At 39.9% G+C, this 14874-nt stretch carries 21 protein-coding genes; 1 reads left to right on the top strand and 20 read right to left on the bottom strand.

The features are described from left to right. The 7 genes from K0S23_RS01995 to K0S23_RS01965 form a co-directional block, all read right to left on the bottom strand. Positions 1–492, bottom strand: coding sequence for a YdeI/OmpD-associated family protein (locus K0S23_RS01995; protein ID WP_300353523.1), 492 nt, complete (start codon positions 490–492; stop codon positions 1–3). Continuing rightward, positions 489–953: a DUF1572 domain-containing protein gene (locus K0S23_RS01990; protein WP_300353520.1), complete on the bottom strand. Its 465-nt coding sequence runs from the start codon at positions 951–953 to the stop codon at positions 489–491. Before K0S23_RS01990 ends, K0S23_RS01995 begins: the two co-directional genes overlap by 4 nt. A 58-nt stretch (positions 954–1011) precedes the next feature. Further along, entirely contained in the window at positions 1012–1362 is a 351-nt protein-coding gene (locus tag K0S23_RS01985; protein ID WP_300353517.1) for a DUF1801 domain-containing protein, read from the bottom strand. After that, complete coding sequence (locus K0S23_RS01980) at positions 1359–1613, bottom strand: hypothetical protein (protein ID WP_300353514.1); 255 nt, start codon at positions 1611–1613, stop codon at positions 1359–1361. Before K0S23_RS01980 ends, K0S23_RS01985 begins: the two co-directional genes overlap by 4 nt. 48 nt (positions 1614–1661) lie before the next feature. Further along, positions 1662–3938, bottom strand: a complete 2277-nt coding sequence (locus K0S23_RS01975) for a GH92 family glycosyl hydrolase (protein ID WP_300353512.1) — start codon at positions 3936–3938, stop codon at positions 1662–1664. A 174-nt stretch (positions 3939–4112) separates the two neighbouring features. Further along, positions 4113–4535 (bottom strand): VOC family protein, encoded by a 423-nt coding sequence (locus K0S23_RS01970; protein WP_300353509.1) that lies wholly within the window; start codon positions 4533–4535, stop codon positions 4113–4115. 100 nt (positions 4536–4635) lie between these two features. After that, a complete protein-coding gene (locus K0S23_RS01965) occupies positions 4636–4887 on the bottom strand; it encodes a hypothetical protein (protein WP_300353507.1) in 252 nt (83 codons plus the stop codon). A gap of 416 nt (positions 4888–5303) precedes the next feature. Between K0S23_RS01965 and K0S23_RS01960 the strand changes: the two genes are divergently transcribed. Then, complete coding sequence (locus K0S23_RS01960) at positions 5304–5642, top strand: helix-turn-helix transcriptional regulator (protein ID WP_300353505.1); 339 nt, start codon at positions 5304–5306, stop codon at positions 5640–5642. On the opposite strand, the gene K0S23_RS01955 is transcribed toward K0S23_RS01960, so the two are convergent. The 13 genes from K0S23_RS01955 to K0S23_RS01895 form a co-directional block, all read right to left on the bottom strand. Next, positions 5639–6337: a YafY family protein gene (locus tag K0S23_RS01955; RefSeq protein WP_300353502.1), complete on the bottom strand. Its 699-nt coding sequence runs from the start codon at positions 6335–6337 to the stop codon at positions 5639–5641. The two genes, K0S23_RS01960 and K0S23_RS01955, sit on opposite strands and share 4 nt — an antisense overlap. Before the next feature lie 11 nt (positions 6338–6348). Next, positions 6349–7308: a hypothetical protein gene (locus K0S23_RS01950; RefSeq protein WP_300353499.1), complete on the bottom strand. Its 960-nt coding sequence runs from the start codon at positions 7306–7308 to the stop codon at positions 6349–6351. A gap of 27 nt (positions 7309–7335) precedes the next feature. After that, positions 7336–8352 (bottom strand): LLM class flavin-dependent oxidoreductase, encoded by a 1017-nt coding sequence (locus tag K0S23_RS01945; RefSeq protein ID WP_300353496.1) that lies wholly within the window; start codon positions 8350–8352, stop codon positions 7336–7338. A 50-nt stretch (positions 8353–8402) separates the two neighbouring features. Further along, positions 8403–8816: a hypothetical protein gene (locus K0S23_RS01940; RefSeq protein ID WP_300353493.1), complete on the bottom strand. Its 414-nt coding sequence runs from the start codon at positions 8814–8816 to the stop codon at positions 8403–8405. Positions 8817–8931: 115 nt separating this feature from the next. Further along, positions 8932–9657 carry a hypothetical protein gene (locus K0S23_RS01935; protein WP_300353490.1) on the bottom strand — a complete coding sequence of 242 codons (726 nt, stop codon included), beginning with the start codon at positions 9655–9657 and terminating at the stop codon, positions 8932–8934. Positions 9658–9691: 34 nt separating this feature from the next. Next, on the bottom strand, positions 9692–10222 hold the full coding sequence (locus tag K0S23_RS01930; RefSeq protein WP_300353487.1) for a DUF4199 domain-containing protein: 531 nt from the start codon (positions 10220–10222) through the stop codon (positions 9692–9694). A gap of 75 nt (positions 10223–10297) precedes the next feature. Further along, the gene (locus tag K0S23_RS01925) at positions 10298–10768 is read right to left on the bottom strand and encodes a LuxR C-terminal-related transcriptional regulator (protein WP_300353484.1); all 471 of its coding nucleotides are present in this window, start codon (positions 10766–10768) and stop codon (positions 10298–10300) included. 55 nt (positions 10769–10823) lie between these two features. Further along, complete coding sequence (locus tag K0S23_RS01920) at positions 10824–11510, bottom strand: methyltransferase domain-containing protein (RefSeq protein WP_300353481.1); 687 nt, start codon at positions 11508–11510, stop codon at positions 10824–10826. A 155-nt stretch (positions 11511–11665) separates the two neighbouring features. Beyond that, positions 11666–12571 (bottom strand): NAD(P)/FAD-dependent oxidoreductase, encoded by a 906-nt coding sequence (locus tag K0S23_RS01915; RefSeq protein ID WP_300353478.1) that lies wholly within the window; start codon positions 12569–12571, stop codon positions 11666–11668. An 83-nt stretch (positions 12572–12654) separates the two neighbouring features. Further along, complete coding sequence (locus tag K0S23_RS01910; RefSeq protein ID WP_300353475.1) at positions 12655–13323, bottom strand: hypothetical protein; 669 nt, start codon at positions 13321–13323, stop codon at positions 12655–12657. 89 nt (positions 13324–13412) lie between these two features. Continuing rightward, the gene (locus K0S23_RS01905) at positions 13413–13904 is read right to left on the bottom strand and encodes an SRPBCC domain-containing protein (protein ID WP_300353472.1); all 492 of its coding nucleotides are present in this window, start codon (positions 13902–13904) and stop codon (positions 13413–13415) included. A 29-nt stretch (positions 13905–13933) separates the two neighbouring features. Next, on the bottom strand, positions 13934–14368 hold the full coding sequence (locus K0S23_RS01900; RefSeq protein WP_300353469.1) for an SRPBCC domain-containing protein: 435 nt from the start codon (positions 14366–14368) through the stop codon (positions 13934–13936). 6 nt (positions 14369–14374) lie between these two features. After that, positions 14375–14872: a DinB family protein gene (locus K0S23_RS01895; protein WP_300353467.1), complete on the bottom strand. Its 498-nt coding sequence runs from the start codon at positions 14870–14872 to the stop codon at positions 14375–14377. Positions 14873–14874: the final 2 nt, after the last annotated feature.

The following is a 14874-nucleotide window of genomic DNA, read 5'->3' as shown; positions in this document are numbered from 1 at the left end:
TTACTTCTTTTTCAGTCCATCCCTTCCCACGAAACGTTCTTTCCCAAGCAGGAAAGCAACTGCTTTCACCACATTTCGCTCCACGCTTTCTTCCGTTTTCAGATTTGCAATATAACGAACAATTTCGTTTTGAAGCGAAGGCTGCAGTGACACGAACACCTCATTAGCTTCCGGATTTTCTTTCAGTGCCTGTACCAGTTTAGGATGCGGGTGAATGGTCCGGTCTGCCGGATCAAATTCAAGGGTAACCTCGATCTCTTCTCCTATTCTATCCGGGGAGCGGGGGAACATTTTCATGTTGATATACAACCTCCAATCGCCTCTGAACTTTACCAATGTTTGCTGAAACGCTTTCCCATTGATCGTGCCTTTTACGGGAATTGGCCCTTTGTCTTTCCCGGATTTACGAAATAATTCTTCCAAAACAGGTTCCGGCACATATACAAAAGGATTAATTCCGATAAGGTCTATACCGGCTTTAAATGCGCTCATTGAACCATAAGTTTTTTAATGAGCACAATTTGCCCCAAATGATAATATATGTGTTCGGTCATCCCAGCGAAATTTCGATAATTTGTCCCATACTTTGGATCCACAAAATTTTCTATCAGCTTTTCGTCCGGCAATTTTTCGATTAAGGAAGCAATTTTTTCAGCTTTCCACCAAATACTTCCCTTCAGGTTCTCCCAGTCTTCGGATGATTCCATCGGAGGTGTATTCCAACTTAATTCATCTTTTCCTGTCAGCTTGTTTTCTTCCAGAACGACGATCAGGACATCTAAATAATAAGCCAAATGAAAAGTAAGTGCTGCTATCGAATTTAAGGAGTAAACCTGTGCTATCGCCTCTTCCCATTTTACATCGACCAGCGTACTTTTTAAATCTACTGTTGACCAGTTTCCACCGAAATGAGCATCTCTCACATGCTTTGCCAATTGTTTTGCTATCGTCATAGTCTCAGATTTTCAAAGTTAAAAAGGTTCCTCAATACTAAAATAATAAACTTTTTAATCAGGGTTTTATATAAAAGTCCAATGCTCTTTTTAAAAATACTTCGATCTGTTCAACAGGCAAATCCGCATTTGGGTCTATTAAAAAGATCTTCATCCGAGAGCGTTTTTCCTGCAGCATAATGGATTCATCAAAGAGTTTCCCTTCCACAAAACCAATATACGGTTGCTTATACTGTTTGTGAGTCCAGAGATAGCAGAACATTTTTCCTTTATAGCAAAAAAAGGGCATTCCATATTTCAATTCGTGTGTTATCTCCGTGTTTTGCGTCAGAATGAAATCCCTCAAGGCCAGAAATGTTCCTTTCACCGGTTCTTCCTGTTGCAGGTAAAAGTCTGTCAAACCTCTCATAATCCGGAAATAGAGTCCAAAGCGTCTTTTTCCGTTTGAATCCGTTTTCCTTTCTCAGTAAACTGATACTGTGGCGGATTCTCCGATACTTGCTCCACAAAACTATGTTCCATCAAAAAACTCCAGTGATTGAGAATCACTTCCTTTGAAATACCCCCTTTTGAAATCTCAAAGAAGCAAGCCCCTAAATTGATAATAGGCTTTTTAAAATCCGCTGTTTCAATCCAAAGCTGCTTGACTAAGCGAAACATGATCGAATGATTTAATTCATTTTCAGGATTGCTCATAATTGGGAAGAATTATTTTTTAAGTGATTGACCTTGAGTTGAAAACGAATATGGAAAATCTTCCAAATTAAATTTCCGATCTTTTGCAGGTTTTGAAACCATATTAAAATCGAGCACAGCACCTTTCAATAAATCCGAGTGCTTCACAAACAATTTGGAATAAGAAAGCGAATTTAGCTTCAGAGAAGAAACATATTTATTTTCATCCGAATTCTGAAGGGCATTCAGAACGATCTGTTTGCCGTCATTCAAATGAATCACTGCCTTTTTAAATAAAGGAGCGCCTAACACATATTCATCTGTTGCAGGGCAAACGGGATAGAATCCCAAGGCTGAAAATACATACCAGGCAGAGGTTTGTCCGTTATCTTCGTCGCCGCAGTAGCCATCGGGTGTTGGTTTGTATAAACGATTCAAGACTTCTCTTGCCCAATACTGTGATTTCTCCGGAGCTCCTGCATAATTGTACAAATAGATCATGTGCTGGATCGGCTGATTCCCGTGGGCATATTGTCCCATATTCGCAATTTGCATTTCTTTGATCTCGTGGATCATCCCGCCGTAATAACTGTCATCGTAGACCGGTGGAAGACTAAAAACAGAATCCAGTTTTGAAACGAAGTGTTCCTTCCCGCCCATCAAATCAATCAGTCCCTGTACATCGTGGAAAACGGACCAGGTATAATGCCAGCTATTACCTTCCGTGAATGCGTCTCCCCATTTAAAAGGATTGAACGGCGATTGAAACTGTCCGTCTGCATTTTTACCACGCATCATTCCAGTTCCGGGATCAAATAAATTCCGGTAGTTCTGACAGCGTTTTGCATACAGGTCAATTTCTTCCTGCGGTCGTTTCAATGCTTTGGCCAGCTGATAGATTGCGAAATCATCGTAAGCGTATTCGAGCGTCCGGGCTGCGTTTTCATTGATCTTTACATCATATGGAACATACCCCAGTTTATTGTAATAATTCACTCCATAACGTCCCACGGCACTCATTGGTCCTTCGTTATTTGCCCCGTGAAGTAATGCTTCATACAGCTTTTCAATGTCGTAGCCACGCAAGCCTTTGATGTATGCATCCGAAACAATGGAAGCCGAATTATTCCCGATCATAATATCTGCATAACCCGGACTTGACCATTCAGGAAGGAAACCACCTTCTAAATAATCATTCACCAATCCTTCCTGCATTTCCTTATTAATTTCCGGATAGACCAGGTTGAGCAAAGGATACAAGGCCCGGAAGGTATCCCAAAACCCTGTTCCGCCAAACATTTTCCCCGGAAGTATTTTACCGTTATACGGACTCCAGTGGACTTCCTTTCCGGATGCATCAATTTCATACAACTTATTCGGGAAAAAGAGCGTACGGTAAAGACACGAATAAAAAGTTCTCATCTGCTCATCCGTTCCCCCGGAAACTTCTATTTTACCCAAAGTCTGATTCCATTGATTCTCTGCGGCGTTGCGGATAGCGTTAAAATCCTTATTCCCGACTTCGCGCTGTAAATTTAGTTCAGCCTGTTCATGAGAAATAAAGGAAGAAGCTACTTTTAAGTGCACCGGCTCCCCTTTTCCGGTTTTGAACCCAATCACCAACCCGGAATGATCAGAACCGGATTCTTCCCGTTTACCGATTAATTTTCCGTCTGATGCAAGAGAATAGAATTCAATATCCTTATCCACATAAATGACAAAATAGTTTTTGAAGTTCGTCATTTTCCCTCTTGCATAGCGTTTGGTATAACCAATGATCTTATGTTCCTTGGGAAATACTTTCACATATGAACCGCGATCCAGGGCATCAATTACAATGAATGAACTATCGTTTTTGGGAAAAGTAAACCTGAACACAGCTGCCCTTTCGGTTGGAGTGATTTCTGTTGTAACATCACAATCCGCCAGATAAACACTGTAATAGTGCGGTTTTGAGATCTCAGATTTATGAGAAAACCAGCTTGCACGATCGTTTTGATCAAAAACTACTTTCCCGCTTCCCGGCATAATAGCAAATTGTCCGTAGTCGTTCATCCAGGGAGACGGCTGATGTGTCTGTTTAAATCCACGCAGCTGATCGGCGCTGTACTGATATGCCCACCCATCGCCCATCACATTCGTTTGCGGAGTCCAGAGATTCATTCCCCATGGCAAGCCGATGGCAGGATATGTATTTCCATTGGAAAGTTCCATTTTGGAATCGGTTCCCATTAAAGGATTCACATAATCAACCGGCTTGAACTGAGCTGCAACCGAAAATGGAATCAATAAAAAAAGTAAGTGTTTCATTGTTCTTCAAATCAGTTACAAGATAATTATGAATTATGAATTACGAATGCCCAAGTACGAATTATGAAGTGTAAAGGTGATAATCAGTGTAATGTTCGGCAGTTTTATAAAAGCAAACTGCGATTCCCGAATCAATCGGTTATCGCAGTTCTTGTTCTTTTGTATCTGTGAATTTCACGCATTCTTTTGTTTTAGGATATCCAGGTAATGAACATTGGTCATAATCCCCAAAATGTTGCCAAAAGGATCAACTACAGAAGCAGTAACGAAAGTTCCCTTTCCCTGGCTGTGATCGGTAATCGGTAAAAATTCGGTTGCTCCCAATGAAATCAAGCGATCCAGAGTTCCCTTCAAATCATCGACATGCCAATGCACAATTGCTCCCGACGGATTTGCGGAATAGCCTTCCGGTGCGTAGTTTGCGTCTATAATTCCCAATTCCTGCTGGTAATCCCCGATACGGAATTCAGTATAACCCGGCACATTGAAATACGGTTCGATTCCTAAAAACCCGGAATACCACTTTTTGGCTGCCTCCAAATCTGCTGCATAAAAATTTACTGTTGCCAAACCTCTTAAAACTGATAAATTGCTCATAATTGTCTTATTTAAATGTTGATACAGCAAAAATAAGACAGGTTTGTGACAACCCTATGTCAGGGGTTTTAACTCCAATAAAAAGAAAATAACTTAAGGATTAAGGAGCCAGTCTGTCCAGGAAATTTTCCAGCGTAAGAACAAAATTTTCTGCACTGGACCTGTCCATATTCTCACAATCCAATTTCATCCGGAAAAGGTAGGATGAGAAAAACGGAGTTACGGGAGTTATTTTTTCAATATCCACAATTGCATTGTGAATATTTTGTCTAAATACTTCAAAGTCATGTGATTTTTCGAAGGATTTTTTGTAGCTCGCCACTTGCTTATTGATCTCTTCAATTGTGTTCATATCTTCAGTATAATGTGTTAGTTATTTACTATCCCCAATTCAACTTTAAGAAGAAAAGTATCCGCACCTTTATGAAAATTGCAAAGCATTGGTATTGCCCTAATCTGCTCTTTTTCCCGGTACAGTAGCATGAAAATTAAGATCACACTCACTTTTCCTTCCTGATGAACTAGTAGTTCAGTTAATAAAATTAGTGAAATAAACACAATTGTGTTATATTGGGAATGTTAAACTTTTTTAATGCAAGCTTGCTGTCATTTGATTCGATAAAAGGTGACAGATTTCCTACTGAAGAACAAGGGTTTAAAATAAATTTCAACTGACAGGTCAATTTCATTTGATTTTTTGAAAAATCCATTAAAAACAACACAATCGTGTTGCAGGCAGATTGTCAAATATTTCGATTTTGTCATAGTATGAATAATAGGGCCTTTAATGATATTTTAGGAAGAGAAATTAAGCGGGTTAGAGAAGAAAAAGGAATAACCCAAGAAGAGCTGGCTTCCCGGATGAATGTAAATTCTCAGAATATTTCCAGTTACGAAAGAGGAGAAAGATGTCCGTCACTTTTTTGGATGAATAGATTGTATGATGCTTTGGATATTCAGCCCGCAAATTTCACTGAAGAATTATACCAAAAACTGAACACCGAATTAATCAGCCCGAATGTTACTGTTATCAAACCGGTCTCAAAGGAAATAAACAATCCCTTAACTACCGAATTGGATTCTCTCTCTGAAGAAATCGAAATCTAATTTTGCTGTTTATCAAAGTATTCTTTCAAGGTCATGTTATGTGGCTCAAATTGTTCACTTTGAATCTGAAGATTTTTTATCCGGTCCAAACGGAAAAACCGAAACTCCTGCCTCATCCTGCAATTCGCCAGTAACAACCAATTCTCATTTGCAGTAAGTAACGCAAAGGGTTCAATGATACGTTCACTGATTTCAATACTATCCGCCTTTTGGTACCCGATTTTCACCAAATTGAAATTGGTCAATGCCAGCTGAAGAGACGACAAGTAATTACTCGTTCTGTCATACGAGCTATTCTGATCGATCGCTATTCGGTCTGAGAGGAGATTGGCTCCATCCTTTGTACTATCACGAAGGACAGATTTGATTTTCGTGATAGCATCCGTATAATCCTGAATGAAGGAAGCATCTTTATTCTTTAATACAAACTGTTCGGCAGTGATCAATGCATTTGCTTCCCGTTCGCTAAAAGTAACCGGCGGAATACGGTATCCTTCCATCAAGGAATAGCCTTTCCCTTCTTCCGTAATGATGGGAACACCGGATTGTTCCAGTGCACGGATATCGCGGTAAATGGTACGTATGCTTACATCAAATTTTGCAGCAAGGGCAGTAGCCGTTACCAATCGTTTGGATTGCAATTGCAGCAAGATTGCCGTTAAGCGCGAAAGCCGGGAAGTTTCGTTGTCGTTCATTTACATTCCTTCTATTTAAATGTTACGCGAGAAGTCTGATTCACCCTAATATCTCCCATTTTCACTTTCGTAAATGAAGTACTATCTGTTATCCAAGTCGATTTCAAATCAAAATTGGCAACTACCCGCTCATCAATTTCAAATTGATTTATCGGAATTTCTTTTTCCCGACCTTTCGAAACAATGTATTGCTGGTATGCGCTTTCTTTGTCATAATCATATTTGTAGTCGATATTCAGTTTCGAATTTCTCAGTGAACTATTAATCACAATATTTGCAGGACTCTCCTTACTTCCATGCTTCACTTCATCGATGTCATAAACCATGGTTTCCACAATAAGTGTTTGGCCCAATGTATATGGAAAACTATAAGCTTGGAAAATATAATTGAAAGAGTTCATCATGGTATTCATGATCGGTGTCATTTTCTCTTTCATCAATTCACTGACCTTCCTTTTAATTTCGTTCTTTTTCTTTTCATCGATGTTTATTTTTGACGAAGCAACATAGTTATCTAAGATCGTTACAACCATTTCTTCAATCGTTTTTCCCAAATCCTCCTGATTCTTCACATCAAAGGCCTGACCGGTGTTTTTGTTTACCAGAAATGAATATTCTAGATCCACGAATTTTTGCTGCAATTCAGCTACCATAATTTCCATCATCTCTTGTATCGAACCCGTATTTATCATTTCCGATTTCAGGCTGAAATCCGGGTTGATATTAATTTGTTTGAACAAAACTTCATAGACTGTATCCCGTTTGCTTACAATTTTGATCTTATAGTTCGAACTGGTTCCTGTTGATATAAAGAGTGAGTCTGCCCGATAGATGATTGTGGAGTCTGTTTGATAAACTGTTTTTTCCGTACCGACAATCCAATTGACATTCACATATTCCGGAACTCTGTCAGCTTGGGAATAGCATATTGTCATTACAGCAAGAAATGCGGTTATAATTGATACTTTCATTTTAGTCTTTTTCCTTTAATTTTCAAATCAGCTTGCCGCCTTCACAATCGGAGAAACTTTTGTCCCGATCAATTCAATGGACTTCATCAGTTTTTCATGCGGCATTCCAACATCCATCTGAAAGGTAAAGCGGGAAATTCCGCCTAAAGATTCACTATGACGCAGGATTTTCTCTGCTACTTCCACCGGATCTCCAACCAATAAGGCTCCCATTTTACCATTTTGAGCGTCAAAACGTTCTTTCGTTACTGGCGGAAATCCTCTTTCCTTCCCGATTTTAGTGAACATTTCGGCATAGCCCGGATAATAATCTGCGACCGCTTCTTCTTTGCTGCCGGCAACGTATCCAAGGGAATGCAATCCGACTTTCAATTGATTCGGATCGTGACCTGCTTCTGCACCGGCTTTTTTATACAGGTCAATCAAAGGTCTGAAACGATAAGTTTCTCCGCCAATAACGGCAACCATTAAAGGAAGTCCTAATTGTCCGGCACGAATGAAAGAAGCCGGAGTTCCACCAACTCCCAGCCAAACAGGAAGTTTTTCCTGCAATGGACGCGGATAAATTGCCTGGTTTCTCAATGCAGGACGAAACCTCCCCAACCAATTAACCGTTTCGTTTTCCCGGATTTGAAGTAAGAGATCCAGTTTCTCTGCAAAAAGTGCATCGTAATCGTCCAAATCAAGACCAAATAAGGGATATGCTTCAATGAACGATCCTCTTCCGACAACCATTTCTGCTCTTCCATTGGAAATCAGGTCGAGAGTTGCAAAACTTTGAAAGACACGTACCGGATCTGCCGCACTCAGCACAGTTACAGCACTTGTTAACCGGATTTGTTTTGTTTTGGCTGCAGCTGCTGACAGAATCATGGTCGGTGCCGAATCCAGGAACTCTTTCCGGTGGTGTTCACCAATTCCAAAAATATCCAAACCAACCTGATCGGCCAGGGTGATCCGTTCCAATAATTCATTGATTGCCTGAGCATTGCTAATACTCTTATTTGCCGGCACAGCAGCAAAACTGTCTATTCCTATTTCCATGGTAGGTTAAATTTAAACAAAACATAGGAGTTTAGGATGATGTTGGGTTATTAGGGTGTTAGGATTTTGATCATTTCCGTATCACCGTCCCACTCGTCAGGATCTTTGTATTTCAGTACCAATTTTTCGCTGGTTTCGAATTCCAGGGAGATTTCATTGTCCTTACAGTAAACGGCCGTAATGATCAGCCCTTTGACTCCGAATTTTTCAGCATAATCGTGATAAGAATAAGCATCGTCGTCGGTTTCAATCTCTCCCCAGTTTTCCCAGACACCAAAGCAGGATTCCAGAAAGTATTGCGACCAGCTGATTCCTTCCATTTTGATGTATACCAGAACGGGACCTCCATCCGGGTTGTCCGGATTTTCTACACAGATCAATTGCTCCAGCTTCTTTCCCGCTGCGCTTTTCACTTTAAAATTGATATCCTGGAACATACGTCCGGCTGCTTGTGATTTGCTCATTTTATAATCGAAAAAGACAACTTTGACTCCCATTGACGCTTAGGTCAAGGTTTTCAACGCTCAGTTACCTTTTCGATTTGTTTAGGTGATTGAGCGGAGTCGAAATCACCTGATTTTATGCATATTTAGTTCCTGCGTCGTAAGTTTCAATGACTTTGATCATTTCATCCAGCTGTTTTCTTCCGAAATTCGGTAATCCACTGTAATTCGCAATTTTCACATAGGAGTCAATGTCCTTATTGGCTTTAATCTTCTTGATCTCCTCTTTCAATAATTCAAATTCTTTTTTTCCTTCGAGTTGGATGTATAAATTCGTGTAAACCTTATAACTCCCGCTATTTAGCTGATCGAAATGTGCAGAGAACAAGGCCAGATAATGATTGAAGTAACCTTTCGGATAAGTTTCTTCGAGTTTCTCTGCAATGACATAATCGAATTGAAAGCGATATGCTGCAGCCACACATTCGAAAATACAATTGGGAAGAAAACAAATAAAATGTTTCAACTTCGTTCCTTTCAAGGACTCATTGACGACAATTCGATCAGCCGGAAAATCATTCCTCCATCCGGAATTCGGTAATTCATAAAATTTACCCCAAGGTAAATCTTCATTTTTGAATCGAAATTTACCGTTCACATATTCCTCTTCCGTAATTGTTTGCAATTTATAAGCATGTACATCATCGAAGCGGATGATTCCTTTATCTCCTTCATCAATATGAGGAAAAAGAAGCGGATTCAAGTAAAAGTTTAACTCGACAGTATTTTGATCAACTGAAACAACAGGTTCCGAGGCCCCCGGATCCGCATTCCAATTTTTATTTAGTTTGATGTACTTCACATTATTTAATTTAGGCTAAGTTAGGCTGAAAAATTTATCTGGCTTCTTTTGGTACTTTTCTTCTCATTACAATAGCCGTGATCAAAGTAAATAAGATTCCCATCGGGAGAATTTCCATATACGTCACCGCTGCATTAAAAAAGGGATTCTGATACATGATCATGAATTCTTTCATTTCCTTTCCTTGTTTTGAAATCTCGGCAGCACTCGCCCCACTTTCGATCAATTGTTTCTGCATTGAATCGGCATAAACCGCCATGAAATCCGAATTGGTCGAGTAATAATAGATCAGCCAGGTCACAACATATATCGTTGACGCAAGTAGGGCAATCAGGATCCCGACTTTGAAAGCCTTTCCGAAAGTAATCACCCCGCCATTGTATTTGTCGCGGTAATTCTTTACTCCGACAATTAAAAAGATATTCGCAATGAGCATCGATGTATAACCGAGGATCATGCCGTACGTCATATCCATTTCATGTGAGAAAAGGACCATTGCTATGAGTATCCAAAGTGCAGTTATTAATCCTCCGATCGTTCCGTAAACCAGTACATTTTTTTTCATGTTTTGTGTTTTTAAATTTCTACAAAAGTGTATTCCCGAACACTTTCAACACTCATACTTTCGGGTGATTTTACTTTATAGTGGAATAATTCCCATTCGTTTTGCGGATTCAACAGCCTGAGTTCTCCGGCTAACTTCCAGTTTTTCAAACAATTTCGAAGCATGTGTTTTAACCGTATTCAATGAAACAAATAAACGTTCAGCAATTTCATTATTACTTAACCCCTGGGCCATTAATTCCAAAACCTCCAGTTCTCGTTTACTGATACCTAGGTCCACCAGTGCTTTTTCATTTCGTTCAAAACTTCCTGATTGATCCAGATAAACTGTCTTTTCGACAAGTACCGTTTTGGGTTTCGACAAATGTTTTGCCAGCCAGATTCCAAGTACCATAAATACAATTGCAACTACTGCGGCATACAATTCAGTAGCATGATCAATCATCAGGAGCCGGAACTCCAGCCAGCGCATCAAAAACAGCAATGCTGCCAATGAAACCGCATAGAGCAGAATTAATTTATATGACTTAAATAAATTGCGAAGCATCTTCCCCGTTGAACGACAAAGATAGGTGAAATGAGTTTCAATTTACCGTGAGAACCTATTTCTGAGCAACACCGTAAGCAATGTATTTCCAATTTGCCGGACTTACGTGATTCCAGAACACTCTATCTGTAGCTGCCAAAAAATTCCGCTGTCCTTCACTTCTTCCGAGTGTGCCAAGAAAACCGGTAGTTTTCATTTCATAGTCCGAAAAGTCGCTTAAACATTCCTTTAACTCATCGATCGTCAGGTAGCGCCAGGTACTTCCCCAGTCCACGTATCTTTTCCGGAGTTTTTGATGCAGCGGAGATCCAACCAAATTTTCCGCGAACAATAATTTTCCACCCGGTTTTAAGGCCTTATAAATTTGTTTGAAGACCTTTTTCTGGATCTCAAAATTATCACCACGTCCGATCCCGCCAATTATGGATTTAAATACAATGACATCGAAATGATTCTCATACGGAATCGCAGAGGCGTCAATATCTTCATAGCTTACAAATGCCGTAACCTGGTGTTTTACATGCAATTTCTCTGCTGTTTTCCTTACATCCTTCAGATCTGAACAAAGCGCCGGTATTCCTTTTAAAGCAAGCCAAAGTGAAAGTCCACCTTCATGTCCTCCAAGTTCAAGTCCTTTTTCAACTTTAGTCCAGTCCACATTCTTTTCCCAAAAATCAAGGGCTTTGGACCAGGATTTAACATCCCACCGTATAATTTCTTTTAATAATCCAGGATTCATCATGAGGCACTTATCGTTTCATTTCTTCAACCAACAAAATCAACAGGATTTCAGAATGCTGATTAAAAAAATGGCGTATTATTTGTTTTCGGAATCTAAGATAGAAAAATCCCGGAGTCGGAACGAAAGATTTTCTATCCCGACTCTATTTTTTAATTTCAAAACTCTTCGTCCACCAATTCCTTATTGAGTACAGCTCCGGCGAGAGTACCCATTGCAACTGCATTTGAAACAGAGCGCATCGGTGTGACATTGTCTCCGCAGGCATAGACTCCCGGGATTGTTGTCTTCTGGAAGCTGTCAATTTGAATCAATCCCAGTTCCGTTAATTCACAGCCTAAGGTTTCAGGGATATCCGAATGCTGGGTGAAGGGTAATTTGGCATACATCGCCTTTAGATTCAGAGAACTTCCATCTTTCAAGCGAACCTGTTCAATGAATCCATTCGTATGTTCGAAAGCTTCGATTTCCGTTTCGATCAGATCAATCCCGTGCTCCTTCAGTGTGCTTGTCTGTTCAGCTGTCAGAGTGGATTTTCCATTCGTAAACAAGATCAACTCTTTGGTCCAGTTCCGGATCAATTTTGAGAATTCGAATCCCAACTCTCCATTTGCCAGGATTCCCGTTTTTTCATTTCGCACTTCATATCCATGACAATACGGACAATGAATCATCGAAATACCCCAACAAGCGTCTGCCCCTTCGATTTCCGGCATTATATCCTTCACTCCGGTTGCAAAGATTAGTTTTTTAGCAGTAAAGCTGTTTCCTGATTCAGTAGTGATCTCGAAACCGGAACCTGATTTCTTTCCAAGAACCGCAAGACCTGAATAAAAAGTGACGGTATCGTACTTTGCTACCTGCTCTCTTGCCTTATCGGCAATTGATTTCGGAGTTTCGCCGTCATGCGTGATAAAATTGTGCGAATGCGGGGTTTGTTTATTACAGGGAGAACCGCTGTCTATGATCAATACGGATCTTAAAGCACGGCCAAGGGCCATTCCTGCAGAAAGACCGGAATAACTACCCCCGATAATGATTACGTCGAAATGTGTGTTTGTCATGTTGCTGAAAGTTTGTTTGTTCAACAAAACTACAGCTTTCAACCTTTTAATGCAACTAAATTGCATTAAAAGAACACCTTTTTTTATAGTTTAGAATCGAGCAAACCATCAATAGAAGGTGCTTTATACCTCAAATGTCTGACAGTTGAATTTGCCGTTTTCAGATTCATAAACAAAATTACTCCGCCCGCAATTCGCATAATCATAAAAAAGTAAAGCGCCCAACCCCAGACTATTCCTCCCATGAGAGCCAGCAAAGAAATCAGGGTGCAGAATAGGAAAACAGAGAGTCCTAAATAAAAAGCCCATGCCTTTCCTTTTCCTACAAACACGGCGCTGAAAATATACAGTCCGAAAACAAGTAAATTCATTAAGAGTACAGCCGCCTGTACTTTGGGCCAGCCTCTGAAAATTCCATATTCAATTGCACCGGCAATAAATGCAAAAACAGCTATAATCCAAAAATAGGTATTCATTTTTTTCAACTCCTTAACAGGATATGAAACATTTACCGGACTGTGAAACCCATCAACAATCACATCGAGTGTTACAGGTTTTTCAGATAATTTAAGTGTGATCAGGCCCAAATCAGACGAAAACGAAGTTCCTTTCTTCAATTTTACTGTTTCCCGGACTGCACCAATCAACTGATCGTTATAATATACATCCACTTGACCGTAACCGCGAGTCCATTGAACTACTAAATATTCGTTTGGTATTTGGGTGATCGGGTATTTTTTCTCAAAATCCATTTGACAAAAATAGAAAACGTCCCGATACTATTCCCGGGACGTTTCACTTTTACATGCTTTTATTAAGCAGGACGGTTATTGCTAAATTTTTAAAGGAGATTCCATTTTTCGGCCAATTCAGCATTAAAGCCATCCTTGTCTTTCGGATTCGGTTCGCCTTTCCCGGTAGTGATCAACTTGTACAAACTGTTTTTAATGTAACCGCTCCAGGCATCGTTGCATACTTTATAACATTCATATTCCGGAACTAAGCCTTTATGAGTGAATGTAACCTTTGTTTTTCCTGCTTCCTCTGTAATCTCAAAAATTAGACTCGTATTGATCCATTCGCTCTTGTCTTCTACAAAATCGAATTCATTTTCGATTACCAGGTAAACAATTTTCTTGTTGGGAACCAGCTCGATCAGTCTCAATTTACACAAATGAAGCTCCTTGTAATGATAGAAAAACTCTTCATTCAATTTATCTGTATTTCCCTCAATTTCTTCCGACCACCAGCCACGGAAATTAAGAATTGTCTTGAATGCCTCAGCCGGGCTTTGATCTACCAAAATAACAGCCTTAAAACTTTTATCATCCATCTTTGTCTGCTTGTTAATGTGCGTGTTCTTTACTTACTAATTAAGGGTAATAATTTGTCCTGCAAATACATCGACCATGCAGGAGCACAGGAATCATAGCATTCAACTTCAGGAGTTAAGCCTTCGTGTGTGAATACCAGTTGAGTCTTGCCGTTCTTTTCCGCAATTTCAAAAATCACTTTGGTCCCTACCCATTCGTCCGTTTTTTCGATAAAAGTCAATTCCCCTTCGGTTATTAGCCACACTATTTTCTTGTCCGGAATGACCTCTACCAACTTTTGTTTGGAATAATGAGCACCTTCTCCGGCTCTAAAACTAAATTCATCGTGAAGGTTTTCCGTTTCACCAGTAAATTCTTCGGCATAAAGTCCCGACCACCAGGAACGGACATCTCTAATAACACGGAATACCTGTTCCGGGCTATTCTCTGTTTCCAGTGTAAATGTAAAATCTGCTGCTGCCATTTCCCTTTACTTTAAATAAACCAATTGTCCGGTATGGTATGCCAAATGAGTCGTCCGGGTTAGAATGATATTCAGTTTATTCCGATGCGGTTCATTTGCAAAATCTTCTTCGGAAACAGCGGTGTGTTTTTCAAACCATTCTTCCGGTTTCAAGCCTGCCATTTTTTGTTTCAGGACCATTTTCTGTTCATTCCACATCGCGCGCAGTTCCTGTGCAGACGGAATGTTGTCCACTGTTTTATCCGGAGCATCAATGAAAAAACCTGGTAAATGAGGATATGATCTTTCTCCGAAATTTAAAAGTGGAAGCATATGATCGTGTACTGCTATCAGGTGACCCAATAGATAAACTCCCCTGTTTCTGCCGGGTGAAGTTTCCGATACTAATTGTTCGTCAGAAATTGAATCAAGAATTGCATCTAAATTTTTTACAGATGCATCCCATCTGTCTAAGATAATTTTGACCATTGTCTGCGCTGTGTCAGTTGTTTGTGTTGTGTTCATTG

This window comes from Fluviicola sp., assembly GCF_029266855.1.
Lineage (GTDB): Bacteria > Bacteroidota > Bacteroidia > Flavobacteriales_D > Crocinitomicaceae > Fluviicola.
This window is presented reverse-complemented; position numbering and strand designations above follow the sequence as displayed.

Excerpts from the sequence above, each read along its gene's own strand:
- K0S23_RS01930 (WP_300353487.1), bottom strand. The coding sequence starts at position 10,222 with ATGAAAAAAAATGTACTGGTTTACGGAACGATCGGAGGATTAATAACT.
- K0S23_RS01980 (WP_300353514.1), bottom strand. The coding sequence starts at position 1,613 with ATGTTTCGCTTAGTCAAGCAGCTTTGGATTGAAACAGCGGATTTTAAA.
- K0S23_RS01945 (WP_300353496.1), bottom strand. The coding sequence starts at position 8,352 with ATGGAAATAGGAATAGACAGTTTTGCTGCTGTGCCGGCAAATAAGAGT.
- K0S23_RS01985 (WP_300353517.1), bottom strand. The coding sequence starts at position 1,362 with ATGAGAGGTTTGACAGACTTTTACCTGCAACAGGAAGAACCGGTGAAA.
- K0S23_RS01895 (WP_300353467.1), bottom strand. The coding sequence starts at position 14,872 with ATGAACACAACACAAACAACTGACACAGCGCAGACAATGGTCAAAATT.
- K0S23_RS01960 (WP_300353505.1), top strand. The coding sequence starts at position 5,304 with ATGAATAATAGGGCCTTTAATGATATTTTAGGAAGAGAAATTAAGCGG.
- K0S23_RS01905 (WP_300353472.1), bottom strand. The coding sequence starts at position 13,904 with ATGGATGATAAAAGTTTTAAGGCTGTTATTTTGGTAGATCAAAGCCCG.
- K0S23_RS01925 (WP_300353484.1), bottom strand. The coding sequence starts at position 10,768 with ATGCTTCGCAATTTATTTAAGTCATATAAATTAATTCTGCTCTATGCG.
- K0S23_RS01990 (WP_300353520.1), bottom strand. The coding sequence starts at position 953 with ATGACGATAGCAAAACAATTGGCAAAGCATGTGAGAGATGCTCATTTC.
- K0S23_RS01995 (WP_300353523.1), bottom strand. The coding sequence starts at position 492 with ATGAGCGCATTTAAAGCCGGTATAGACCTTATCGGAATTAATCCTTTT.
- K0S23_RS01920 (WP_300353481.1), bottom strand. The coding sequence starts at position 11,510 with ATGATGAATCCTGGATTATTAAAAGAAATTATACGGTGGGATGTTAAA.
- K0S23_RS01950 (WP_300353499.1), bottom strand. The coding sequence starts at position 7,308 with ATGAAAGTATCAATTATAACCGCATTTCTTGCTGTAATGACAATATGC.
- K0S23_RS01915 (WP_300353478.1), bottom strand. The coding sequence starts at position 12,571 with ATGACAAACACACATTTCGACGTAATCATTATCGGGGGTAGTTATTCC.
- K0S23_RS01955 (WP_300353502.1), bottom strand. The coding sequence starts at position 6,337 with ATGAACGACAACGAAACTTCCCGGCTTTCGCGCTTAACGGCAATCTTG.
- K0S23_RS01975 (WP_300353512.1), bottom strand. The coding sequence starts at position 3,938 with ATGAAACACTTACTTTTTTTATTGATTCCATTTTCGGTTGCAGCTCAG.
- K0S23_RS01900 (WP_300353469.1), bottom strand. The coding sequence starts at position 14,368 with ATGGCAGCAGCAGATTTTACATTTACACTGGAAACAGAGAATAGCCCG.
- K0S23_RS01965 (WP_300353507.1), bottom strand. The coding sequence starts at position 4,887 with ATGAACACAATTGAAGAGATCAATAAGCAAGTGGCGAGCTACAAAAAA.
- K0S23_RS01970 (WP_300353509.1), bottom strand. The coding sequence starts at position 4,535 with ATGAGCAATTTATCAGTTTTAAGAGGTTTGGCAACAGTAAATTTTTAT.
- K0S23_RS01910 (WP_300353475.1), bottom strand. The coding sequence starts at position 13,323 with ATGGATTTTGAGAAAAAATACCCGATCACCCAAATACCAAACGAATAT.
- K0S23_RS01940 (WP_300353493.1), bottom strand. The coding sequence starts at position 8,816 with ATGAGCAAATCACAAGCAGCCGGACGTATGTTCCAGGATATCAATTTT.